21 protein-coding genes are annotated in these 21,417 nt (G+C 61.1%); 12 read left to right on the plus strand and 9 right to left on the minus strand.

The genetic code is table 11. The annotated features are described in order from the left end of the window. The first annotated feature begins 36 nt into the window (after positions 1-36). Positions 37-699: an NAD(P)-dependent oxidoreductase gene (locus KGB07_RS07865; RefSeq protein ID WP_046042713.1), complete on the plus strand. Its 663-nt coding sequence runs from the start codon at positions 37-39 to the stop codon at positions 697-699. On the opposite strand, the gene KGB07_RS07870 is transcribed toward KGB07_RS07865, so the two are convergent. Then, entirely contained in the window at positions 696-1,646 is a 951-nt protein-coding gene (locus tag KGB07_RS07870) for a choline sulfate utilization transcriptional regulator (protein ID WP_046042714.1), read from the minus strand. The genes KGB07_RS07865 and KGB07_RS07870 overlap by 4 nt on opposite strands. Positions 1,647-1,760: 114 nt before the next feature. Here KGB07_RS07870 and betC point away from each other — a divergent pair, with 114 nt between their 5' ends. From betC to KGB07_RS07885, 3 genes are all read left to right on the plus strand, one after another. Then, positions 1,761-3,275: a choline-sulfatase gene (gene betC, locus KGB07_RS07875; RefSeq protein ID WP_223465149.1), complete on the plus strand. Its 1,515-nt coding sequence runs from the start codon at positions 1,761-1,763 to the stop codon at positions 3,273-3,275. A gap of 16 nt (positions 3,276-3,291) precedes the next feature. After that, complete coding sequence (choX, locus tag KGB07_RS07880; RefSeq protein WP_223465158.1) at positions 3,292-4,212, plus strand: choline ABC transporter substrate-binding protein; 921 nt, start codon at positions 3,292-3,294, stop codon at positions 4,210-4,212. A gap of 190 nt (positions 4,213-4,402) precedes the next feature. Then, a complete protein-coding gene (locus KGB07_RS07885; RefSeq protein ID WP_223465160.1) occupies positions 4,403-5,971 on the plus strand; it encodes a SulP family inorganic anion transporter in 1,569 nt (522 codons plus the stop codon). 5 nt (positions 5,972-5,976) lie between these two features. On the opposite strand, the gene aroE is transcribed toward KGB07_RS07885, so the two are convergent. Further along, positions 5,977-6,798, minus strand: coding sequence for a shikimate dehydrogenase (aroE, locus tag KGB07_RS07890; protein ID WP_046042719.1), 822 nt, complete (start codon positions 6,796-6,798; stop codon positions 5,977-5,979). A 13-nt stretch (positions 6,799-6,811) separates the two neighbouring features. After that, positions 6,812-7,726 (minus strand): oxygen-dependent coproporphyrinogen oxidase, encoded by a 915-nt coding sequence (gene hemF / locus KGB07_RS07895; protein ID WP_046042738.1) that lies wholly within the window; start codon positions 7,724-7,726, stop codon positions 6,812-6,814. Positions 7,727-7,889: 163 nt separating this feature from the next. On the opposite strand from hemF, the gene KGB07_RS07900 reads away from it, so the two are divergent. Further along, a complete protein-coding gene (locus KGB07_RS07900; protein ID WP_223465162.1) occupies positions 7,890-8,867 on the plus strand; it encodes an NADPH:quinone reductase in 978 nt (325 codons plus the stop codon). 151 nt (positions 8,868-9,018) lie between these two features. Here KGB07_RS07900 and KGB07_RS07905 read toward each other — a convergent pair whose 3' ends face one another. The 3 genes from KGB07_RS07905 to KGB07_RS07915 form a co-directional block, all read right to left on the minus strand. Beyond that, positions 9,019-9,576: an L-threonylcarbamoyladenylate synthase gene (locus tag KGB07_RS07905; RefSeq protein WP_046042720.1), complete on the minus strand. Its 558-nt coding sequence runs from the start codon at positions 9,574-9,576 to the stop codon at positions 9,019-9,021. Between the two features lie 54 nt (positions 9,577-9,630). Next, a complete protein-coding gene (gene dprA, locus KGB07_RS07910; RefSeq protein ID WP_046042721.1) occupies positions 9,631-10,737 on the minus strand; it encodes a DNA-processing protein DprA in 1,107 nt (368 codons plus the stop codon). 81 nt (positions 10,738-10,818) lie between these two features. Further along, positions 10,819-11,643 (minus strand): hypothetical protein, encoded by an 825-nt coding sequence (locus KGB07_RS07915; protein WP_046042722.1) that lies wholly within the window; start codon positions 11,641-11,643, stop codon positions 10,819-10,821. Between the two features lie 184 nt (positions 11,644-11,827). Here KGB07_RS07915 and def point away from each other — a divergent pair, with 184 nt between their 5' ends. From def to KGB07_RS07940, 5 genes are all read left to right on the plus strand, one after another. Further along, positions 11,828-12,334, plus strand: coding sequence for a peptide deformylase (gene def, locus KGB07_RS07920; RefSeq protein WP_046042723.1), 507 nt, complete (start codon positions 11,828-11,830; stop codon positions 12,332-12,334). 69 nt (positions 12,335-12,403) lie between these two features. Beyond that, positions 12,404-13,363: a methionyl-tRNA formyltransferase gene (fmt, locus tag KGB07_RS07925; protein WP_046042724.1), complete on the plus strand. Its 960-nt coding sequence runs from the start codon at positions 12,404-12,406 to the stop codon at positions 13,361-13,363. Further along, on the plus strand, positions 13,360-14,670 hold the full coding sequence (gene rsmB, locus KGB07_RS07930) for a 16S rRNA (cytosine(967)-C(5))-methyltransferase RsmB (RefSeq protein ID WP_046042725.1): 1,311 nt from the start codon (positions 13,360-13,362) through the stop codon (positions 14,668-14,670). The genes fmt and rsmB overlap by 4 nt, the downstream gene beginning before the upstream one ends. 22 nt (positions 14,671-14,692) lie before the next feature. Next, positions 14,693-16,069: a Trk system potassium transporter TrkA gene (trkA, locus tag KGB07_RS07935; RefSeq protein WP_046042728.1), complete on the plus strand. Its 1,377-nt coding sequence runs from the start codon at positions 14,693-14,695 to the stop codon at positions 16,067-16,069. Positions 16,070-16,213: 144 nt separating this feature from the next. Next, a complete protein-coding gene (locus KGB07_RS07940; RefSeq protein WP_185754838.1) occupies positions 16,214-16,531 on the plus strand; it encodes a tetratricopeptide repeat protein in 318 nt (105 codons plus the stop codon). Here KGB07_RS07940 and KGB07_RS07945 read toward each other — a convergent pair whose 3' ends face one another. The 3 genes from KGB07_RS07945 to KGB07_RS07955 all read right to left on the minus strand — a co-directional run bounded on the left by KGB07_RS07945 (position 16,532) and on the right by KGB07_RS07955 (position 18,329). Next, complete coding sequence (locus KGB07_RS07945; RefSeq protein ID WP_046042730.1) at positions 16,532-16,771, minus strand: pilus assembly protein PilZ; 240 nt, start codon at positions 16,769-16,771, stop codon at positions 16,532-16,534. Positions 16,772-16,843: 72 nt separating this feature from the next. Then, a complete protein-coding gene (locus tag KGB07_RS07950) occupies positions 16,844-17,731 on the minus strand; it encodes a lysophospholipid acyltransferase (protein ID WP_046042732.1) in 888 nt (295 codons plus the stop codon). A gap of 40 nt (positions 17,732-17,771) precedes the next feature. Then, positions 17,772-18,329, minus strand: a complete 558-nt coding sequence (locus tag KGB07_RS07955; RefSeq protein WP_007985082.1) for a DNA-3-methyladenine glycosylase I — start codon at positions 18,327-18,329, stop codon at positions 17,772-17,774. Positions 18,330-18,410: 81 nt separating this feature from the next. Between KGB07_RS07955 and glyQ the strand changes: the two genes are divergently transcribed. Both glyQ and glyS read left to right on the plus strand, forming a co-directional pair. After that, positions 18,411-19,364, plus strand: a complete 954-nt coding sequence (glyQ, locus tag KGB07_RS07960; protein ID WP_003187265.1) for a glycine--tRNA ligase subunit alpha — start codon at positions 18,411-18,413, stop codon at positions 19,362-19,364. Then, complete coding sequence (gene glyS, locus KGB07_RS07965) at positions 19,361-21,415, plus strand: glycine--tRNA ligase subunit beta (RefSeq protein ID WP_046042733.1); 2,055 nt, start codon at positions 19,361-19,363, stop codon at positions 21,413-21,415. The genes glyQ and glyS overlap by 4 nt, the downstream gene beginning before the upstream one ends. Positions 21,416-21,417 lie beyond the last annotated feature (2 nt).

The raw sequence follows: 21,417 nt of genomic DNA on the forward strand, positions 1-21,417 counted from the left end.
ACATCATATAGGCGCTGGAAAACAGGAAGCCCAGCCATGAAAAATGCCGAAACCCCCGTCGTGAAAGTGGTGCTTTATGGTGCCATGAGTAGCCTGGGCAGTGCGCTGATGGCTGAAATGCTGCGACGCCAGCATGAAGTGATCGCAATTCTCGATGACCTCAATGCGCTGGCACCCCGCCCGGGGCTGCGCACCAAGACTGGCGACCTGTTCGATGCGCAACGGGTCAAGCAGAGTGTGGCCGGCAGTTCCGTGGTCATCTGCTTACTGGACGCTCCAGGCTTACCCTTCAACAGCGAACACGTAGAAAAAAACATCGTGCCGGGCCCGGTCGAGCAGGTACTGGCAGTGGATGCGCTAATCGATGGCATGCAGGCAGCAAACATCGCCCGATTGTTTCTGGTGGGTGATTTCGACGTGCTGGACGAACCGGAATCCGAGGACAGCTTGCAACGTCACGCCGCCGAGGAAATCCGCGAGGCACTGCAGAGCAGTCCATTGAAGTGGACGCTGGTTAACGAGCCGCGCGGGGTACCTGGGCTGACCATCGAACATTTCGCCAAACCCGGCGGCAACCTCGAGCCGGGGTTGTCCGAACCGCTCGGACGCCTGGCCCGCACCGCCGTGGGCATTGCCGATGAATTGCACTTGAACCTGCACATCCGAGAGCACGTCAACTTCATCGCCACCGACAGCTAAACCGCAATGGACGGCAGCGTCAGGCCGTTGAGCGATTGCGCACTACTGGCCTGTTCGGCCATCAACCAATCCACAAACTGCTGGATCAATGCTCTACGTCTTTTGCGCTGGGGCAACACCACGTAGTAACCCAGCCTCGACATCACCGTTTCACCGATCGGTCGACACAACAGCCCTTGCGCCAGCAAGTTATCCACAAGGTGGCGCCAGCCGATGGCCACGCCCTGGCCGCCAATCGCGGCCTGAATCAACAAAGTGTAATTGTCGAAGCGCAACTGCCCGGGCGCCGGGGGAGAAGTGATGCCCAGCTCGCGGAACACACCACTCCAGTCGAACCAATTACTGCTGTGCTCCCCACGCAGGTGCAGCAACGGAAACTCCAGCAATGCCTGGGCCGGCAAGGGCAGAGTGCGTTCGCTCAACAACTGCGGGCTGCACACCGGAAACACTTCCTCGCTGAACAGCCAGTGGCTTTCACCCTGCTTGAAGCGGCCATCGCCGAACAGCACCGCCACATCGATATCGGTACGTAGCATGTTATGGCTGCGTTCACTGGTGACCAGGCTGACATCCACCTGCGGATTGGCCGCGTGAAAGCGGTGCAAACGCGGCATCAGCCAATAGGCGGCGAAGGCAAAATCCGTGGCCACCTGCAGCACTTCATGCTGTTGCTGTGCGCTGATTGCGCTCAATCCTGCGTCGATATTCTGCAAACCGAGCTGAACCTGCTCAAAAAGTATCTGCCCGGCCTCGGTCAACTCGATACCGCGATAAATACGGTCGAACAGGCGTGTCGCCAGTTGCTCTTCCAGGCGCTTTATCTGCTGGCTGATGGCCGGTTGCGTGGTGCCCAACTCAACCGCCGCGGCGGTAAAACTGCGCTGACGGGCCGCCGCTTCGAAGGCACGAAGCAGATCCAGTGACAGGTCACCAAGGGCGTCATACATAAGCTGTGCTTATCCTAGTCATTGCCGCGCGCGGGCTTTACCGCAAGGTGCGAGGGTTTCATTCTCGAAGCCAGCACTCTCGCATAAACATCCACTATGGAATGCCGCGATCACATGAAGCGCAAGAACATTCTTTTCATCATGGCCGATCAAATGGCCGCGCCAATGTTGCCGTTCTACGGCCCTTCGCCCATCAAACTGCCTCATCTCAGCCGCCTCGCCGCACAAGGCGTGGTGTTCGACTCGGCTTATTGCAACAGCCCCCTGTGCGCGCCGTCGCGTTTCACCCTGGTCAGTGGCCAGTTGCCGAGCAAGATCGGCGCCTACGACAACGCAGCCGATTTCCCCGCCGACGTACCGACCTACGCCCACTACCTGCGCCGCCTCGGATACCGCACTGCCCTGTCGGGCAAGATGCATTTCTGTGGGCCAGACCAGCTGCATGGCTACGAAGAACGCCTGACCAGCGACATCTACCCGGCCGACTACGGCTGGGCTGTGAACTGGGATGAACCGGACGTGCGCCCGACCTGGTATCACAACATGTCGTCGGTGCTGCAAGCCGGCCCGTGCGTGCGCACCAATCAACTGGATTTCGACGAAGAGGTGGTGTTCAAGGCCCAGCAGTACCTGTTCGACCATATCCGCGAGGATGGCGACCAGCCGTTCTGCCTGACCGTTTCCATGACTCACCCACACGACCCGTACACAATTCCCAAGGCTTTCTGGGATTTGTACGACGATGCCGATATCCCGCTGCCTGCAACCCCGGACCCGCAGAACCTCGATCCGCACTCGCAACGTCTGCTCAAGGTCTACGACTTGTGGGACAAGCCACTGCCTGTGGATAAGATCCGCGATGCCCGCCGCGCCTATTTCGGCGCGTGCAGCTATATCGATAGCAACGTCGGCAAACTCCTGCAAACCCTAGAGGATACCGGGCTGATCGATGACACCATCATCGTGTTTTCCGGTGACCACGGTGACATGCTCGGCGAGCGCGGCCTCTGGTACAAAATGCACTGGTATGAAATGGCCGCACGGGTGCCACTGCTGATCAGCGCACCGGGGCAATTCGGCGCCGGCCGGGTCAGCGCCAGTGTTTCCACGGCGGACCTGTTACCAACGTTTGTTGAATTGGCCGGCGGCTCGCTGGAGCCCGGCTTGCCGCTGGACGGCCGCTCGCTGGTCCCTCACCTGCAAGGGCAGGGCGGTCACGACGAGGTATTCGGCGAATACATGGCCGAAGGCACCGTCAGCCCGTTGATGATGATCCGCCGCGGTGCCTACAAATTCATCTACAGCGAAGACGACCCTTGCCTGCTCTTCGACGTAAAGAATGACCCTCGTGAACTGGAAGAACTCAGCCAATCGCCGCAACATCGCCAGCTGTTCGACGATTTTCTCACCGAAGCTCGGGCCAAATGGAACATTCCGGCAATTCATCAGCAGGTGCTCGCCAGCCAGCGGCGCCGGCGTTTCGTAGCCGAGGCGCTGACCCTCGGCAAGCTGAAGAGCTGGGATCACCAGCCGCTGGTGGACGCCAGTCAGCAGTACATGCGCAACCACATCGACCTCGACGATCTGGAGCGTAAAGCACGTTATCCACAACCCTGCCAAAACCAATAATGTTAAGGGGAAGTCCATGCAAAGGTTATCCACAGTACTGACGGTCGGGCTCCTGGCTCTGGGTAGTGCATCGGCGTTTGCCGATCAGAGTTGCGAGACCGTGAAAATGGCCGATCCGGGCTGGAGCGACATTGCCGCGACCAATGCCATCACCGGGTTTCTGCTGGACGGCATGGGCTACAAGGCCAAGGTCGACACCCTCGCGGTGCCGATCACCTTTGGCGGGCTCAAGGATGGCCAGGTCGATGTGTTCCTGGGTAACTGGATGCCGGCGCAGCAGGGCTTCTATGACAAGTTCGTCGCCAACGGCGATGTCACACAGCTGGCGAAGAATCTCGACGGCACCGAATTCACCCTCGCCGTTCCGGACTACGTGTGGGACGCGGGTGTGCATAACTTTGCCGACCTGAACAAATACGCCGACAAGTTCGACCACAAGATCTACGGCATCGGCTCCGGCGCGCCGGCAAACATCTCGCTGCAAGAGATCATCAAGAAAAACGATTTCGACATGGGCCAGTGGAAACTGGTCGAGTCCAGCGAGCAGGCCATGCTGGCGGAAGTGTCCCGCGCGGTGAAAAAACAGAAATTCGTGACCTTCCTCGGCTGGACCCCGCACCCGATGAACGTGCAGCTGAGAATGCACTATCTGAAGGGCGGCGAGAAATACTTCGGTGACACCGGCAGTGTGCATACCCTGACCCGCAAAGGTTATGCACAGGCCTGCCCGAACGTCGGCAAACTGCTGACCAACCTGAGCTTCACCCAGGACATGGAGAACAGCATCATGGCCGAGGTGGTGAACAGGAAAGTCAGCAATGCCGATGCGGCCAAGGCTTGGATCAAGTCCAACCCGGCGGTGCTGGATAAATGGCTCGATGGGGTGAAGACCGTGGATGGCAAGGATGCTTTGCCGGCGGTCAAAGCCAAACTCTGATGATTACCTGTGGCGAGGGAGCTTGCTCCCGCTCGGCTGCGCAGCAGACGCAATCCGGTTACCTCGATGAGTCAGACACATCATGATTACCCTTTTGGGACCGCTACGCGGTCCAGCGGGAGCAAGCTCCCTCGCCACAATGATTGCCTGGGCCTGATACTCTTCCGTAAAACTCCACCCGAGAGGCCCCATGGCCCTGCCAAGCCGCCATTCACTCTTCCCATTCCTCACCTGGCTACCCCGGCAAACCCGCGCCAGTGTCGGTCGTGACCTGATCGTTGGCCTCAGCGGCGCAATTCTCGCGTTGCCGCAATCCATTGCCTACGCACTGATTGCCGGCCTGCCGCCGGAATACGGCCTGTACGCCGCAATCATTCCGGTGCTAATTGCCTGCCTGTGGGGTTCGTCATGGCATCTGATCTGCGGTCCTACGGCGGCCATCTCCATTGTCTTGTACGCCAGCGTCAGTCCTCTGGCCGTTCCAGCGTCGCAGGACTACGTCATGTTGATCCTGTTGCTGACGTTTCTGGCCGGCCTCTTTCAGTGGCTGCTGGGGTTGCTGCGCTTTGGCGCACTGGTGAATTTCGTCTCTCACTCGGTGGTACTCGGCTTCACCCTGGGTGCCGCCGTGGTCATTGCCATCGGTCAATTGCCTAACCTGCTGGGGCTGGACTTGCCCAGCCAGGCCACCGCGCTGGATAATTTCATTACCTTGTTGCGCCATCTCGGCAACATCGACAAACCTTCGCTGGCACTGGGGCTGGCGACGGTGGTGGTGGGCGTGATCCTCAAGCTGCTGCTGCCACGCTGGCCGACGCTCTTGATCACCCTGGTTCTCGGCGGCTTGCTGGTTTGGCTCTGGCCATCCATGTTCGGCCATGTGCAACTGGTCAGCGCCTTTACCGGCAAGCTACCTCCTTTCAGTCCGTTGCCGCTGGACCTCGATCTGATCCTGCGCCTGCTGCCCAGCGCGGTGGCGGTCGGAATGCTCGGTCTGGTGACCAGCCTGTCGATTGCCCGCTCGATCTCCGCACGTTCGCAGCAAATACTCGACGCGAATCAGGAAGTTCGTGCCCAAGGCCTGTCGAACATCGTCGGTGCGTTTTTTTCCGGATCGCTGTCAGCCGGTTCCTTCACTCGCTCAGGCCTGAGCTATGAAGCGGGTGCCTGTTCGCCCCTGGCCGGGATTTTTTCGGCATTGTGGGTGGCGCTGTTTGCGATCTTCGGCGCGAGCCTGATCGCGCACATCCCGATTCCGGCCATGGCGGGCAGCATTCTGTTGATCGCCTGGGGGCTGGTGGACCATCGCGGCATTCGCGCGTTGTTGCGGGTCAGCCGCGCTGAGTTCGTGGTAATGGCGCTGACCTGCGTCGCCACCTTGCTGCTGGAACTGCAAACGGCGATCTACGCCGGCGTGTTGGCCTCGCTTTTTTTCTACCTCAAGCGCACATCGCAACCACGGGTGCAGCATGTGCGAGATGGCGAGGAAGACATTCTGCGGGTCGGCGGCTCGATCTTTTTCGGCGCCAGCCATTACCTGCAAGTGCGCCTGCAACGCATGAACGGCGCGCGCGTGGTGATCGAGGCGCAGCAGATCAACTTCATCGACTATTCCGGGGTGGAAATGCTGCACCAGGAAGCGCGGCGCCTGCTTCGCCAGGACCGCAGCCTGACCTTGCGTCGGGCCCGACCGCAGGTGGTGGAAGAACTGAGAAAGCTGGAAGGGGCGCAGAAGTGCCCGATCCGGTTTGAGGATTAAAGACTTTAAAGGGCCAACTGTCGGCGAAGTTCAGCCAACACCGGCGCCGTCTCCGGACGCACGCCGCGCCACAGGAAAAACGCTTCCGCCGCTTGCTCGGCCAGCATCCCCAAGCCATCCATCGCCACCGCCGCCCCATGTTCGCTGGCCCAGCGGCAGAACGAGGTCGGCTCCTTGCCGTACATCATGTCGTAGCACACCGTTTTGCCCGGTTCGATCAGGCTGGCAGCAATCGGCGGTACATCACCGGTCAGGCTCGCGGAGGTCGCGTTGATGATCAGGTCCACCGACTCCTGCAACCAGTCGTAGCCACTGGCCGAGACCGGCCCCAGATCGCAGAACAGTTCCGCCAGCAACTCGGCCTTTTCCACCGTGCGGTTGGCGATGATCACCGATGCCGGTTGCTCGGCCAGCAACGGCTCCAAAGCACCGCGCACCGCGCCGCCGGCACCGAGCAGCAGGATGCGTTTGCCCTTGAGGCTGAACCCGGCATTGACCGTCAGGTCGCGCACCAGTCCGGCGCCGTCGGTATTGTCGCCCAGCAGACTGCCATCGGCCAGTTTGCTCAGGGTGTTCACCGCTCCGGCCCTTTGCGCCCGCGCCGTCAGGCTGTTTGCCAGCCGATAGGCTTCTTCCTTGAACGGCACCGTCACATTGGCGCCCCGTCCTTCGAGGAAAAACGTCCGGGCACAGGTGGAAAAGTCGTCCAGTGGCGCCAGTAGCGTGTTGTAGTCCAGCTTTTGCGCGGTCTGCTCGGCGAACAGGCGATGGATCAACGGCGACTTGCTGTGGCCAATCGGGTTACCGAAAACGACATAACGGTCCATCAGTATTCCTCGTTCAGGCTTCGGCCAACCAATCGCGGTCTTGCAGGAAGTACTCGGTCAGGCGCGCTTCTTCGCTGCCGGGCTCGGCCTTCCAGTCGTAGCCCCAGCGCACTTGCGGTGGCAGCGACATCAGGATCGACTCGGTACGCCCACCCGATTGCAGGCCGAACAGCGTGCCGCGGTCGTAGACCAGGTTGAACTCGACATAGCGCCCACGGCGGAACTCCTGGAATTCCCGCTGTTTTTCGGTGAACGCATCGTTCTTGCGGCGCTGCACGATCGGCAGATAGGCGTCGATGTACGCGTCACCGATGGCGCGCATGAAGGCGAAGGTGGTATCGAAGTCCCACTCGTTCAGGTCGTCGAAAAACAACCCGCCGATGCCGCGCGGCTCGTGACGATGCTTGATGTGGAAGTAGCTGTCGCACCAGGCCTTGTAACGCGGGTAGACGTCCGGGCCGAACGGCGCACAGGCCTGCTCGGCGACGCGGTGCCAGTGGATGCAGTCTTCTTCGTTGCCGTAATACGGGGTCAGGTCGAAGCCGCCACCAAACCACCAGACCGGTTCTTCACCTTCTTTTTCAGCGATGAAAAAGCGCACGTTGGCGTGGGAAGTCGGCACGTGCGGGTTGTGCGGGTGAATCACCAACGACACGCCGAGGGCTTCGAAGCCACGGCCGGCCAGTTCCGGTCGATGAGCGCTGGCAGACGGTGGAAGACCGCTGCCGAAGACATGGGAAAAATTGACGCCACCCTTTTCAATCACCGCGCCGTTTTCTATCACACGGGTGCGACCGCCACCGCCCGCCGGCCTGGTCCAGGCATCTTCGACGAATTGCGTGCCACCGTCTTCGGCTTCCAGGACGGCGCAAATACGGTCTTGCAGGTCGAGCAGGTAGGCTTTTACGGCCTCGGTGCGGGTCGTCATGTCATCACCTTGAATCGGGCAAAACAACGCGGCGCTCCATTGGAGCTCAGCCTGCGCAAATGGGCGCGTAGCATACCATCGCAAGTCACCTCGCCGCAGTTGACGAAGATCAAGCTTAGGAGTCCGATAGGGAGCTTGGTAAAACGACCTATGGAGAGTTCTGATGGCAAAGCGTATCCAGTTCCGCGCCCATGGCGGCCCCGAAGTGCTCGAATATGTGGATTACCAGCCTGCCGAGCCAGGTCCGAAGGAAGTACGCGTGACCAACAAGGCCATCGGCCTGAACTTCATCGACACCTATTACCGCAGCGGCCTGTACCCGCCACCGTCCCTGCCGTCGGGTGTCGGCTCAGAAGGTGCAGGCGTGGTCGAGGCGGTGGGCAGCGACGTGACCCGCTTCAAGATCGGCGATCGCGTCGCCTATGGCAGCGGCCCTCTGGGCGCCTACAGCGAAGTTCACGTCTTGCCCGAGGCCAATCTGGTGAAACTGCCGGACGCCATCAGCTTCGAACAGGCCGCCGGCGTGATGCTCAAGGGCCTGACCGTGCAGTACCTGCTGCGTCAGACTTATGAACTCAAAGGTGGCGAAACCATCCTGTTCCATGCGGCGGCCGGTGGGGTCGGTTCCCTGGCCTGCCAATGGGCCAGGGCCTTGGGCGTGAAGCTGATCGGCACCGTCAGCTCGGCGGAGAAAGCCGCGCTGGCCAAGGCCAACGGCGCCTGGGCGACCATCGACTACAGCCATGAAAATGTCGCTCAGCGCGTGCTGGAATTGACCGACGGCAAAAAAGTCCCGGTGGTGTACGACGGTGTTGGCAAGGACACCTGGCTGACTTCACTCGACAGCGTCGCGCCGCGCGGGCTGGTGGTGAGTTTCGGCAATGCGTCCGGCGCGGTCGACGGCGTGAACCTGGGGATCCTGGCGGGGAAAGGCTCGCTGTACGTGACCCGGCCAACCCTGGGCACTTATGCGAACAACGCCGAGAACCTGCAACGCATGGCCGACGAGTTGTTCGAGATGATCATCAGCGGCAAGCTGACCGTGGACATCAGCCAGCGTTATCCACTGGCTGACGCGGCGAAGGCGCAGACCGAGTTGTCGGCGCGGCGCACGACCGGTTCGGTTGTTTTGTTGCCATAACCCTCTGTGGCGAGGGAGCTTGCTCCCGTTGGGCTGTGCAGCAGCCCTGCATTCGGCAACTGTGTAGTTTCAGTTACAACGCGCCTGCAGTTTTTGCGGGCGCTGCGCACCCGAACGGGAGCAAGCTCCCTCGCCACATGTTCATCCAGCTTTAGTCCGGGCGCACAACCCTCCCGGTGGCCAGATCGCGAATCACGCTCGGGTTCTTGCGCCCGCCCAGATTGCCACCCAGCACCAGATCCACCTGGCCACGGAAATACTGTTCGACGCGAATCCGCGTACGTGCCGCCGGGCGCCCCTGCGGGTTGGCCGACGTCGACACCAGTGGCCCGACCAGCGCGCACAAGTCCCGCACCAGTGGGTGATCGCTGACCCGCAACGCCACGGTTTCATGCACGCCGGTAATCCACTCTGGCAGCAGGTTCTGGTGCGGCACCAGCCAGGTGTTCGGACCCGGCCAGGTGCTGGCCATGCGGTCCATCCACAACTCGGGAAAGTCTTCGAAGAGGAAATCGAACTGACGGATGTTGTCGGCGACCAGAATCAGCCCCTTGTCCATAGACCGGCCCTTGATCAGCAGCAGACGTTCCACCGCTTCCTCGTCCCACGGGTCGCAACCCAGGCCCCAGACCGCTTCGGTTGGGTAGGCAATCACCGCCCCGGCGCGAATTGCTTGCGCGGCTTGTTGCACACGCCAACTGTTGACCATGAAAAACACTCCAGACTAAGGCTCTGCGCAGTTTACCGATCTTGTTTATAAAACCTAGCTCACCCGCGCAAACCAGCGCCCGCTTTCGCACACGGCGCGGCCATCCATTTCCAGTTCTGTCAACGCCACCAGCACTTTCGGCAGAGCCCAGCCGCTTGCATCGGCCAGCGCTTCACTGGTGTGAGGCGCGGCATGCAACAACTTCAACAGAGGGTGAGTCGTTGCAGGGGTGCAGGTTTCTGTAGATAACGACAGTCGTTGCCAACCGCGCAAAGCTTCGAGGATATGTTCGATGGTTTCCACCAGCACCGCACCGTCACGGATCAATTGATGGCAACCGCGGGCGCCGGGGTGATGGATCGACCCGGGCATCGCAAACACCTCGCGCCCCTGTTCCGCCGCCAGCCTCGCGGTGATCAGTGAACCGCTGGCGACACTGGCTTCGACCACCAGCACCCCGAGAGACAAACCACTGATGATCCGATTGCGCCGGGGGAAGTTGCCGGCGCTGGGGCCTGCATCCAGTGGAAACTCCGAAAGCACTGCGCTACCTGATGCGATCATGGCGTCCGCCAGGCGTCTATTTCGCTGTGGATAAAACTTTTCGAGCCCCGTACCGAGCACACCGACCGTTTGCCCGCCGACGTCGAGCGCGGCCTGGTGCGCGGCGGCGTCAATGCCCAGGGCCAGGCCGCTGGTAATGACAAAACCGGCACCGGCCAGGCTGCGGGAAAACGCGGCAGCGGTATCCATTCCCGGCCGGGAAGCGCGACGGCTGCCGACCATCGCCAGTTGTGGTTTTTCCAGAATGCCCGGATCGCCCGCGACAAATAACAGCGGCGGTGCATCGCTGATTTGTGCCAGCAGTGCCGGGTAGTCCGGTTGGTCCCACATCAGTAAATGCTGGGCCGGATGCTCCAGCCAGGCCAATGCATGACTGGCGCCATCACGGATCTCAGTGCTACGCCTGGCCTCTGAACAGGCCAGTGGCAAACCCAGCGCGCGCCAGGCACTGGGTGGCGCACTGAGGGCTTTGGATGCCGAGCCGAAGGCTTCGAGCAACTTCTTGAAACGCGCCGGACCGAGTTCCGGCAAACGGTGCAGACGTAAACGAGCTTCCAGTTCCGCAGGGGAAACCGGTGTAACGGCAGACAGCGACATGGATCATCCTTGATCGTTATGAGCACCCATACAAACGGGAATAAGCTGTGGATAACTCTGTTGGTAACTTGTGAAGCACTCTTACGGATTTCGCACCTTGTCCATCACCGACAGCGAGCGCGAAGCGCTGAGCACCAGCCCATAGCTGAGTTTGTCGTAGGTACGGAAAACCATCAGCAGACCGGCGCGCTCATCGGGAATTTTCAACGGCTGACCGGTGATCCGGTCCCGCACCGTTTCGCCTGTCTTCATCACCGCCAGCAGATTGCCTTCGGCCAGGCCGTCGCGCTGCCCCTTGTTCAGCGTAACCACGTCCAACTCGCCGATCTGCGTGACCCCACGCGGCACATCGATGATCAAACCATTGATTTCGTGGCTCGGTGCGCTGGGCGTGAAGGTCGAGTTGATCGCGTGCTCTTCACCGCTGAACAAGCGATCGCCGAGGCGGACCTCCTGGGTCGTGCGTTGCAATTCCAGGGTGGCGACGTCACCTTCAATGGCCACGACCTCACCGCCGCCGATGTCGTCGGCGTTGATCCCCAGTATTTCCTTGCTCTGCGGATCGGTGTAGACCTTGCCTTGGCGGAAGATGCCGTACGCCGGTTGCGCCGGATCGAAATGGCCGCGGGCAAAGATGCGGTCACCCGCGCCGCTGAGCACCCGTTCGGCATCACCGGCGACGACGTAGGGCGCCTTGTCGAAATCCTCGGCCTTGTCGACGATGCGGTTGCTCAGCAGAAAGCTGTTGATCGATTTCAGCGCAATGCTGGGGATAGCCTCGGTTACCGGGCTGCTGCGCACCTGAGGCGACAGCTTTATGGTGGGAATATCTTCCCGAAGTGGCACTTGCCCGTACGCCAGACCGGCCGAGGCCAGGAGCAGCAGGGCGAGTAGTGATTTCCTCATGCGGTGAATCCCTTTATTATGTACGTTCGCGTGAAACGCCAGAGCCCTCAGTGGCTCGCTCCCGGCTTGCTTGTCAAAACTTGCTTGTCAACAGAAGGGAGCTACGTTTTACAACGGTAGCCTGCATCTTCGGACCGCCAGACCATCGACCCGACCTTACTTCACACGTGCACTAATCAAGCTTATGGCCATTTTAAACATCCTCGAATTCCCTGATCCGCGTCTGCGCACTATTGCCAAACCAGTGGCCGTAGTGGACGACGAAGTGCGTCAGTTGGTCGACGACATGTTTGAAACAATGTATGAAGCGCCTGGCATCGGCCTCGCCGCTACCCAGGTCAACGTGCACAAACGTATCGTCGTGATGGACCTCTCCGAAGACCGCACCGAACCGCGAGTGTTCATCAACCCCGAGTTCGAACCGCTGACCGACGAGATGGGCCAGTATCAGGAAGGCTGCCTGTCTGTGCCGGGTTTCTACGAAAACGTCGATCGCCCGCAACGGGTCAAGGTCAAGGCCCTGGACCGAGACGGCCAACCTTACGAACTGATCGCCGAAGATTTGCTCGCCGTGTGCATCCAGCACGAATGCGACCACCTCAACGGCAAATTGTTCGTCGATTACCTGTCGACGCTCAAACGCGACCGCATCAAGAAGAAGCTGGAAAAACAGCATCGCCAAAACGCTTGATGCCCTCCTTCAAAGGCTTGCCACGGCAAGCCTTTTTCTTTTCAAGATGCTTTGCAATAGAGAACACCCATGACTGAGCCACTGCGCATCGTCTTTGCCGGCACCCCCGAATTCGCCGCCGAACACCTCAAGGCCCTGCTCGACAGCCCTTACGAGATCGTCGCGGTCTACACCCAACCGGATCGTCCGGCCGGTCGCGGGCAAAAACTGATGCCGAGCCCGGTCAAGCAGCTTGCTCTAGAGAACAGTATCCCGGTGTTGCAACCGCCGACCCTGCGCAACGAAGATGCTCAGGCTGAACTGGCTGCACTGAAGCCGGACTTGATGGTAGTGGTCGCCTACGGCCTGATCCTGCCGCAAGTGGTGCTGGATATTCCGCGCCTGGGTTGCATCAACAGTCACGCCTCGCTGCTGCCGCGCTGGCGTGGCGCGGCGCCGATCCAGCGCGCCGTGGAAGCGGGGGACGCCGAAAGCGGCGTGACCGTGATGCGCATGGAGGCCGGCCTCGACACCGGGCCGATGCTGCTCAAGGTCACCACGCCGATCAGCGCCGAAGACACCGGCGGCAGCCTGCACGATCGTCTGGCCGAAATGGGCCCGCCGGCCGTGGTCAAGGCGATTGCCGGCCTCGCCGCCGCAACGTTGAAGGGCGAAGTGCAGGACGACAGCCTCGCTACCTATGCGCACAAATTGAACAAGGACGAAGCACGCATCGACTGGAGTCGCCCGGCGATTGAGCTGGAGCGTCTGGTGCGTGCCTTCAACCCGTGGCCGATCACCCACAGCACCTTGAACGGTGAAGCCCTGAAAGTGCTGGCCGCGAACCTTGCCGAAGGCAAAGGTGCCCCGGGTGAAGTCCTCAGCGCCAGCAAGGAAGGCCTGATCGTCGCGTGCGGCGAGCAGGCCTTGTGCCTGACCCGTCTGCAATTGCCCGGCGGCAAGGCGCTGAACTTCAGCGACCTGTTCAACAGCCGTCGTGAGAAATTCGCCATCGGCACTGTCCTCGGTCAAGCGGCGGACGCTCAATGAACCCGCGTCTGGCCGCCGCCAAGGCACTCGCTGCCGTCCTGAGCGGAAAAGCCTCGCTCAACAGCTCACTGCCGACTCAACTGGACAAGGTCGAAGACCGTGATCGCGGTTTCACTCAGGACCTGGCGTTCGGCACCGCGCGCTGGCAGCCACGCTTGTCGGCACTGGCGGCCAAGCTGCTGCAGAAACCGTTCAAGGCCGCCGACGCCGATGTCGAGGCGCTGTTGCTGGTCGGGCTTTATCAGTTGCTCTACACCCGCGTCCCGGCCCATGCCGCCATTGGTGAAACCGTAGGTTGCGCCGACAAGTTGAAAAAGCCTTGGGCCAAGGCGTTGCTCAACGCAGTGCTGCGTAATGCTCAGCGCGAAAGCGAAACGATTTTCGCCGAGCTGGAACGTGATCCGGTGGTGCGCACCGCTCACCCGCGCTGGCTGCAAAAATCCCTGAAGGCATTCTGGCCGGAGCAATGGGAAGCCATTTGCGCGGCGAATAATGCGCATCCGCCAATGATCCTGCGAGTCAACCGTCGCCATCACAGCCGTGATGCCTACCTCGGTTTGCTGACTGAGGCGGGTATTGCCGCCACGCCGTGCGTGTACAGCCGCGACGGCATCGTGCTCGACGCCGCCGCCGATGTGCGCAGCCTGCCGGGTTTCGCCGAGGGTTGGATCAGCGTGCAGGACGAAGCCGCGCAACTGGCTGCCGATCTGCTCGACCTCGCGCCGGGCCAACGGGTGCTCGACGCCTGCTGCGCCCCCGGTGGCAAGACCTGCCACATCCTCGAAGCCGAGCCAAAACTGGCCGGCGTCGTGGCGGTAGACCTGGAAGCCAAGCGGCTGGTGCGGGTGCGGGAAAACCTCGAACGCCTGAAACTGAGCGCCGAACTGATTGCCGCCGACGGCCGCGACACTCAGGCGTGGTGGGACGGCAAGCCGTTCCAGCGCATCCTGCTGGACGCGCCATGCTCGGCCACCGGTGTGATTCGTCGTCACCCCGATATCAAGCTGACCCGCCAGCCCGACGACATCGCCGCGCTGGCGCTGCTGCAGGGCGAGTTGCTCGACGCCATGTGGAACACATTGGAGGTCGGCGGCATCCTGCTGTACGCCACCTGTTCCACGCTGCCGACCGAGAACACCGAGGTCATCGAAGCCTTCCTCGCCCGCACGCCGGGTGCTCGTGAACTGGACCTCGCCACGGCGGCCGGCATCAAGCAGCCCCATGGTCGCCAGTTGCTGGCCCAGGAAGGTGGCCACGACGGGTTCTACTACGCCAAGCTGATCAAGATCGCCGCCGCTCGCGGTTAAACGGATTCAATGGAGTGACTGGATGAAAATCATCATCCTCGGAGCAGGGCAGGTCGGCGGTTCGCTGGCGGAACACCTGGCCAGCGAAGCCAACGACATCACCGTGGTCGACACCGATGGCGAACGCCTGCGCGATCTCGGCGACCGCCTGGACATCCGCACCGTACAAGGTCGCGGCTCATTCCCGACCGTGTTGCGCCAGGCCGGAGCGGATGACGCCGACATGCTGGTCGCCGTGACCAACAGCGACGAAACCAACATGGTCGCCTGCCAGGTCGCCCACACCCTGTTCCACACTCCAACCAAGATCGCCCGGGTGCGCGAAGCCGCGTACCTGACCCGCGAAGAGCAATTGTTCCAGAACGAAGCGATTCCGGTGGACGTGCTGATCAGCCCCGAACAAGTGGTTACCAACTACATCAAGCGCCTGATCCAGCATCCCGGCGCCTTGCAGGTAATCGACTTCGCCGAAGGCAAGGCGCAACTGGTGGCAGTGCGGGCTTACTACGGCGGGCCGCTGGTGGGCCAGCAACTGCGGCAATTGCGTGAACACATGCCGAACGTGGAAACCCGCGTCGCGGCGATTTTCCGTCGTGACCGGCCGATCCTGCCCCAGGGCGACACGGTGATCGAGGCCGACGACGAAGTATTTTTCATCGCCGCCAAGGCGAACATTCGCGCGGTGATGAGCGAAATGCGCCGTCTCGATGAGACCTACAAACGCATCGTCATCGCCGGTGGCGGGCAGATCGGCGAGCGCCTGGCCGAGGCCATCGAAAGCCGTTATCAGGTAAAGATCATCGAGATGAATCCGGCACGCTGCCGTCATCTCTCGGACCACCTCGACAGCACCGTGGTGTTGCAAGGCAGCGCCTCGGACCGCGACCTGCTGATGGAAGAGAACATTGCCGACGCCGACCTTTTCCTGGCCCTGACCAACGACGACGAAGCCAACATCATGTCGTCGCTGCTGGCCAAGCGCCTGGGCGCGAAGAAGGTGATGACGATCATCAACAACCCGGCCTATGTCGATCTGATCCAGGGCGGCGACATCGACATCGCCATCAGCCCGCAACTGGCGACCATCGGCACCTTGCTGGCCCACGTGCGCCGAGGCGACATCGTCAGTGTGCACTCACTGCGCCGGGGTGCGGCAGAAGCCATCGAGGCGATTGCCCATGGCGATGCGAAATCGAGCAAGGTGATCGGCAAGGCCATCGAAAACATCGGCCTGCCGCCGGGCACTACCATTGGTGCGATTATCCGCGACGAAGAAGTGATCATCGCCCACGATGACACCGTAATCGAAGCGGGCGACCATGTGATTCTGTTCCTTGTGGATAAAAAACATATTCGCGATGTGGAGAAGCTGTTCCATGTGGGGTTGAGCTTCTTCTGAGGTTTTGCAGCGACTGCACTGGCCCCATCGCGAGCAGGCTCGCTCCTACATTTGGAATGCATTCCCCTGTAGGAGTGAGCCTGCTCGCGATAGCAATTTCACTGGAATCCATCAACCCCTGATTCACCTCTATCAAGGAATCCACTGATGATCGAATCCCTGGAAAAAATGCTCGCCAAGGGTGTGGATAACTCATTGCTGCGCTTCGGCCTGGGCAAGGGCTATCTGGATCTGGGGGAAAACGCCAAGGCTGCGGAGCATTTCCAACGCTGCGTCGAATTCGATCCGAAGTATTCAGCGGCGTGGAAACTACTGGGCAAGGCCCATTTGGCGCTGGCGGACTTTACGGCCGCACGGCAGGCCTGGGAGCAAGGCCTGGAAGCTGCTCGCGGCCATGGCGACAAGCAGGCCGAGAAGGAAATGACGGTGTTCCTGAAGAAGCTTGAGCGTCAGGCTCACTGATCAGAGATAACGCAAACCGATACCCTCGGCATCCACCAGCACCACTTCCATGCGTACCCGCGGCGCGCCTGTGGGTAATTCCTGCACCTGACCGTATACCACCGCCCCCCGGGGCAGCGCCGACAGTTGCGGATGCTTGACGTAAACACCAGTGGTAGACAGGTTGCGCGTCTGCCCCAGGCAATCGCCAAAGCTTTCGTGACTGATCTTGATGCGCAATGACTTGCGGTGTTCGGACATCTTCTGCGCCCTTGAATGAACGGTTGTGGATAACCCCAAGTCCAGGGTTATCCACAGATCATGCCAATTGAATCAATACCAACGCTCTTCACCCGGTGGACGCTTCTTGAAGCGCTTCATGCTCCACATGTACTGGCTCGGATACGCCCGCACATAGCGCTCGACCACTTTACTCATGGCCGCACAGGACTCCGCCGTATCGGTGCTGTACATGGCCTCTGGCGCGGCTTCAAGGATCACTTTGTAGCCTGAACCATCCGGCAGGCGCAGGGCGTGCAGGAACACGCCGACTGCTTTGCCGCCGGCCAGCATGTTGGGCACGAACTTGCTGGTCAGTGCCTGGGTGGCGAAGAACGGCACGAAGATCCCGGCGGATTCGGACGGTTCCGGGTCAGCGGGAATGCCCACTGCACCACCTTTGCGCACTTCCTTGATGACGCTGAGGATGCCTTCCTTGGTGGAAGCGGCGACCTTGTTACCCAACTGCACCCGCTGCTTTTGCAGCAATTCATCCACCGCCTTCAACTTCGGCGGACGATAGAAAATGATCGGTTTGCACTGACTGCAATAGAAGTGGTTCAGCACCTCCCAGTTGCCCAGGTGGCTGGTGATGCCGACCACGCCTTTGCCGGAGGCAAGGGCGTCCTTCAATATGTCGAGGCCTTCGACCTCGCGCACCAGGTCGATGGAGCGCTGGGCCGGCCAGATCCAGGCGCAGGCGCTTTCGGTCAGTGACTTGCCGATGTCCTTAAGGCTCTGTCCGACTAAACGTTCGCGCTCGACGGGGTCCATGTCCGGAAAGCACTTGGACAGATTGATCCGCACCACGTCGCGGGAACGGTTCGGGGTTTTCCACATGACCCAGCCAATCGCCGAGCCCACGGCCTGCACGGCCCGCCACGGAAGCAGGGCAAACAGCCGCAGAGCGCCTACCAGCAAGGCGCCTTTCAACTTATCCACAGGTCACTCCTGATTTTGTGCTGTGCGCGAGGCGGCCATTCTAACCGCCGTTCGCCAACTGCGCGTAGCGGTCGCAGTCCCGGGTGTGGTCCATGACCATGCCCGAGGCCTGCATCAGCGCGTAGCAAATGGTCGGCCCGACGAACGTGAAACCGGCTTTTTTCAAGCCTTTGCTCATTTCCACGGCGGTCGGCGTCACGGCCGGGACTTCGCTGCGATCCTTGAAATGATTGATCACAGGCGTGCCACCGACGAACGACCAGAGAAACGCCACCGGGTCCTCCAGCGCCAGCCAGGCCTGGGCATTGCGCCGGGCCGCATTGAGCTTGAGGCGGTTGCGGATGATGCCGGGATCGAGCATCAACTCGTCGATTTCAGCATCGCTCATCTGCGCCACGCGCTGGACATCAAAACCGAACATCACCTGGCGATAATGCTCGCGTTTGCGCAGCACTGTGATCCAGGAAAGCCCGGCCTGGAACCCTTCGAGCAAAAGCAACTCGAACAAACCCTGCGCATCGCGTAGCGGCGTGCCCCACTCCTGATCGTGATATGCCATGTACAGCGGATCTTCGGAACACCAAAAGCAGCGTGGCATAAGGCTCCAGGGGGCGTGCGCAGCAATGAATCGGGTATACTCCCGCTCTTTAAATCGCAGCCCAAGAAACAGGTGAATTTCGTGAGCCAGCCTACGCCAGCCGTGCGTACCTTCCAAGACTTGATCCTCGCCCTCCAGCAATACTGGGCCGAGCAAGGTTGTGTGGTACTTCAGCCCTACGATATGGAAGTAGGCGCCGGCACTTTCCACACCGCAACGTTCCTGCGCGCCATCGGCCCGGAAACCTGGAACGCTGCCTACGTGCAGCCAAGCCGCCGTCCGACTGACGGCCGCTACGGCGAAAACCCGAACCGTCTGCAGCACTACTACCAGTTCCAGGTGGTCCTGAAGCCGAACCCGGACAACTTCCAGGAACTGTACCTGGGCTCCCTCAAGCATGTCGGCCTGGACCCGCTGGTCCACGACATCCGCTTCGTCGAAGACAACTGGGAATCGCCGACCCTCGGCGCCTGGGGTCTGGGCTGGGAAGTCTGGCTCAACGGCATGGAAGTGACCCAGTTCACCTACTTCCAGCAAGCGGGCGGCATCGAGTGCTACCCGGTGACCGGCGAGATCACCTACGGTCTCGAGCGTCTGGCCATGTACCTGCAAGGCGTGGACTCGGTCTACGACCTGGTCTGGGCTGACGGTCCGTTCGGCAAAGTGACCTACGGCGACGTGTTCCACCAGAACGAAGTGGAGCAGTCCACTTACAACTTCGAACACGCCAACGTCGACAAGCTGTTCGAACTGTTCGATTTCTACGAAAGCGAAGCCAAGCGCCTGATCGAACTCGACCAGCCGCTGCCGTTGCCGAGCTACGAAATGGTGTTGAAGGCTTCCCACACCTTCAACCTGCTGGATGCGCGCCGGGCAATCTCGGTGACCGCGCGTCAGCAATACATCCTGCGTGTACGCACCCTGGCGCGTTCCGTTGCGCAAGCCTACCTGCTGGCTCGCGCCAAGCTGGGCTTCCCGATGGCGACCCCGGACCTGCGTGATGAAGTACTGGCCAAGCTGGAGGCTGCACAATGAGTGCTCTGGATTTTCTGGTTGAACTGGGCACTGAAGAACTGCCACCCAAAGCCCTGAACACCCTGGCCGAGGCGTTCCTCGCCGGTATCGACAAGGGCCTGCAAGCTGCCGGCCTGAACTACGAGAGCAAAACCGTCTACGCCGCGCCGCGCCGCCTGGCCGTGCTGATCACCGCACTGGCCACCCAGCAGCCGGATCGCAGCATCAACCTCGACGGCCCGCCACGCCAGGCCGCGTTCGATGCCGAAGGCAACCCGACCCAAGCGGCACTGGGCTTTGCCAAGAAGTGCGGCGTCGACCTGAGCGAAATCGATCAGAGCGGCCCGAAACTGCGCTACAGCCAGAGCATCGCCGGCAAGGCGACCGCGAGTCTGCTGCCGACCATCGTCGAAGATTCCCTGAACGACCTGCCGATCCCGAAACGCATGCGTTGGGGTGCGCGCAAGGAAGAGTTCGTTCGTCCGACCCAGTGGCTGGTGATGCTGCTCGGTGACCAGGTCATCGACTGCACCATCCTCGCCCAGAAGGCCGGCCGCGACTCCCGTGGCCACCGCTTCCATCACCCGGAAAACGTGCGCATCGGTTCGCCGTCCAGCTACCTGGCCGACCTGCGTGCCGCCTATGTGCTGGCCGACGCCAACGAGCGTCGCGAGATCATCAGCAAGCGCACCGAAGAGCTGGCCACCCGCCAGGAAGGCACGGCAATCGTTCCGCCAGCCCTGCTCGATGAAGTGACCGCGCTGGTCGAATGGCCGGTGCCGCTGGTGTGCTCGTTCGAGGAGCGCTTCCTCGACGTGCCGCAGGAAGCCCTGATCACCACCATGCAGGACAATCAGAAGTATTTCTGCCTGCTGGATGCCGACGGCAAGTTGCTGCCACGTTTCATTACCGTGGCCAACATCGAGAGCAAAGATCCACAGCAGATCATCGCCGGTAACGAGAAAGTGGTTCGCCCACGCCTGACCGACGCCGAGTTCTTCTTCAAGCAAGACAAGAAGCAGAAGCTCGAAGACTTCAACCTGCGCCTGCAGAACGTGGTGTTCCAGGAGAAACTCGGCAGCGTCTACGACAAGGCCGAACGCGTTTCCAAGCTCGCCGCGTTCATCGCTCAGCGCATCGGCGGCAACACTGCGTGGGCAGCCCGTGCGGGCCTGCTGTCGAAGTGCGACCTGTCGACCGAGATGGTCGGCGAGTTCCCGGAGATGCAAGGTGTCGCCGGTTACTACTACGCCCTCAACGACGGCGAGCCGGAAGATGTCGCACTGGCGCTGAACGAGCAGTACATGCCGCGCGGTGCCGGCGCTGAGTTGCCGAGCACTCTGACCGGTGCGGCCGTGGCCATCGCCGACAAGCTCGACACCCTCGTGGGTATCTTCGGTATCGGCATGCTGCCGACCGGCAGCAAAGACCCGTACGCCCTGCGCCGTGCCGCACTGGGTGTGTTGCGTATCCTGATCGAGAAGCAACTGGATCTGGACCTGAACGACGCGGTGGCCTTCGCTGTGAATGCATTCGGGACCAAGGTCAAGGCTGCCGGCCTGAACGAATCGGTGCTGGAGTTCATCTTCGACCGCCTGCGTGCCCGTTACGAAGACGAAGGCGTCGATGTTGCGACCTACCTGTCGGTACGTGCCCTGAAGCCAGGCTCGGCCCTGGACTTCGACCAGCGCGTGCAAGCGGTACAGGCTTTCCGCAAACTGCCGGAAGCTGCCGCCCTGGCCGCCGTGAACAAGCGCGTGTCGAACTTGCTGAGCAAGGTCGAAGGCTCCGTTCCGACAGTCGTGGAAGCCAAGTACTTCGACAACGCCAACGAGTTCTCCCTGTACTCGGCGATCCAGCAGGCTGACCAGGCTGTACAGCCAATGGCCGCCTCGCGTCAGTACAGCGAATCCCTGGCACGCCTGGCTGCACTGCGCGAGCCGGTGGATGCGTTCTTCGAAGCCGTGATGGTCAACGCGGAGGACGCAAAAGTCCGCGCCAACCGTTATGCGTTGCTGGCGCGCCTGCGTGGTTTGTTCCTCGGCGTCGCCGACATTTCGCTGCTGGGTTGAGG

This window comes from Pseudomonas sp. GL-RE-26, assembly GCF_019956275.1.
Lineage (GTDB): Bacteria > Pseudomonadota > Gammaproteobacteria > Pseudomonadales > Pseudomonadaceae > Aquipseudomonas > Aquipseudomonas grandcourensis.

Bases quoted from the DNA above. Each gene is read 5' to 3' on its own strand.
- KGB07_RS07865 (WP_046042713.1), top strand. From the start codon at position 37: ATGAAAAATGCCGAAACCCCCGTCGTGAAAGTGGTGCTTTATGGTGCC.
- KGB07_RS07870 (WP_046042714.1), bottom strand. From the start codon at position 1,646: ATGTATGACGCCCTTGGTGACCTGTCACTGGATCTGCTTCGTGCCTTC.
- betC (WP_223465149.1), top strand. From the start codon at position 1,761: ATGAAGCGCAAGAACATTCTTTTCATCATGGCCGATCAAATGGCCGCG.
- choX (WP_223465158.1), top strand. From the start codon at position 3,292: ATGCAAAGGTTATCCACAGTACTGACGGTCGGGCTCCTGGCTCTGGGT.
- KGB07_RS07885 (WP_223465160.1), top strand. From the start codon at position 4,403: ATGGCCCTGCCAAGCCGCCATTCACTCTTCCCATTCCTCACCTGGCTA.
- aroE (WP_046042719.1), bottom strand. From the start codon at position 6,798: ATGGACCGTTATGTCGTTTTCGGTAACCCGATTGGCCACAGCAAGTCG.
- hemF (WP_046042738.1), bottom strand. From the start codon at position 7,726: ATGACGACCCGCACCGAGGCCGTAAAAGCCTACCTGCTCGACCTGCAA.
- KGB07_RS07900 (WP_223465162.1), top strand. From the start codon at position 7,890: ATGGCAAAGCGTATCCAGTTCCGCGCCCATGGCGGCCCCGAAGTGCTC.
- KGB07_RS07905 (WP_046042720.1), bottom strand. From the start codon at position 9,576: ATGGTCAACAGTTGGCGTGTGCAACAAGCCGCGCAAGCAATTCGCGCC.
- dprA (WP_046042721.1), bottom strand. From the start codon at position 10,737: ATGTCGCTGTCTGCCGTTACACCGGTTTCCCCTGCGGAACTGGAAGCT.
- KGB07_RS07915 (WP_046042722.1), bottom strand. From the start codon at position 11,643: ATGAGGAAATCACTACTCGCCCTGCTGCTCCTGGCCTCGGCCGGTCTG.
- def (WP_046042723.1), top strand. From the start codon at position 11,828: ATGGCCATTTTAAACATCCTCGAATTCCCTGATCCGCGTCTGCGCACT.
- fmt (WP_046042724.1), top strand. From the start codon at position 12,404: ATGACTGAGCCACTGCGCATCGTCTTTGCCGGCACCCCCGAATTCGCC.
- rsmB (WP_046042725.1), top strand. From the start codon at position 13,360: ATGAACCCGCGTCTGGCCGCCGCCAAGGCACTCGCTGCCGTCCTGAGC.
- trkA (WP_046042728.1), top strand. From the start codon at position 14,693: ATGAAAATCATCATCCTCGGAGCAGGGCAGGTCGGCGGTTCGCTGGCG.
- KGB07_RS07945 (WP_046042730.1), bottom strand. From the start codon at position 16,771: ATGTCCGAACACCGCAAGTCATTGCGCATCAAGATCAGTCACGAAAGC.
- KGB07_RS07955 (WP_007985082.1), bottom strand. From the start codon at position 18,329: ATGCCACGCTGCTTTTGGTGTTCCGAAGATCCGCTGTACATGGCATAT.
- glyS (WP_046042733.1), top strand. From the start codon at position 19,361: ATGAGTGCTCTGGATTTTCTGGTTGAACTGGGCACTGAAGAACTGCCA.